This is a genomic window from Mesorhizobium sp. M7A.F.Ca.AU.001.01.1.1 (assembly GCF_004022735.1).
In the GTDB taxonomy this organism is placed as follows: domain Bacteria; phylum Pseudomonadota; class Alphaproteobacteria; order Rhizobiales; family Rhizobiaceae; genus Mesorhizobium; species Mesorhizobium ciceri.
Genome location: NZ_RZPF01001219.1, coordinates 1 through 909 on the forward strand (window position 1 = coordinate 1; position 909 = coordinate 909).

At 62.7% G+C, this 909-nt stretch carries 2 protein-coding genes; one reads left to right on the plus strand and one right to left on the minus strand.

Translation table 11 applies throughout. The annotated features are described in order from the left end of the window. On the minus strand, nucleotides 1–350 hold a 350-nt coding region (locus EN884_RS37205), incomplete at its 3' end, for an undecaprenyl-diphosphate phosphatase (RefSeq protein WP_281034874.1). A 160-nt stretch (nucleotides 351–510) separates the two neighbouring features. Between EN884_RS37205 and EN884_RS37210 the strand changes: the two genes are divergently transcribed. Then, the coding region (locus tag EN884_RS37210; RefSeq protein WP_164755716.1) for a glutathione S-transferase family protein at nucleotides 511–909 on the plus strand (399 nt) is incomplete at its 3' end.

The window sequence follows — 909 nt, forward strand, 5'->3', positions numbered from 1 at the left end:
ATGCAGATCAGCCTCGGCGATTCGAACAGCACCGTCTTTATGAAATCATGCGCCAGCGCGCCGATGAATGCCGCCGGCAGGAAGGCGATGAGGATGCCGATGACGAAATGCCTGGTCAGTCGGTCGTGCGGCAGTTCGAGCAGCATTTTCCAGAGGCGGCGGAAATAAACGCTGAGGATCGCCAGGATGGCGCCGAGCTGGATCAGGATCTCGAAGGCCTTGCCGGTCGAGTGGAAGCCGAGGAAATGGCCAGCGAGCAGGATATGGCCGGTCGAGGACACCGGTATGAACTCGGTCAGCCCCTCCAGCAGGCCGAGCAGCAGGGCTTCGACGATGGTCTGGCTTTCCATGGCTACCTCGGCATTGGCATGACGGCTGACAGAAGGGCTTGCTTGTCATGGCGTTGAAGTCCCCCTATAGGTCGCAACACCCTGACGGCCCGCTAACCGGGCGGCCAAGACTTACCGGTGCGCCCTGCGATTCGCCAGTGCGCTTTATCATCGCGGAACCATGCTGACGCTTTTCCACCATCCCATGTTCGCCACCTGTCGCTTCGTCCGCCTCGCATTCGGCGAGTATGGCGAGGAGCTGGCTTTGATCGAGGAAAAGCCGTGGACCCGGCGCAAGGAGTTCCTGGCGCTGAACCCGGCCGGCACGCTGCCGATCCTGCTGGCCGAAGGCGACGTGCCGATCGTCGGCGCGACGGTCATATCGGAATATCTCGATGAAACGCGCGGCGTGCTGAAGCGCGACAAGCGGCTGTTCGCCGAGGACCCGATGCAGCGCGCCGAAATCCGCCGGCTCATCGACTGGTATCTCAACAAGGCTGAAAGCGAAGTCACCCGCCATCTGGTGCGTGAGCGCGTGCTGAAGCCGGTCATGCCGGAAACGGCGGGCGGCGGCTCGCCC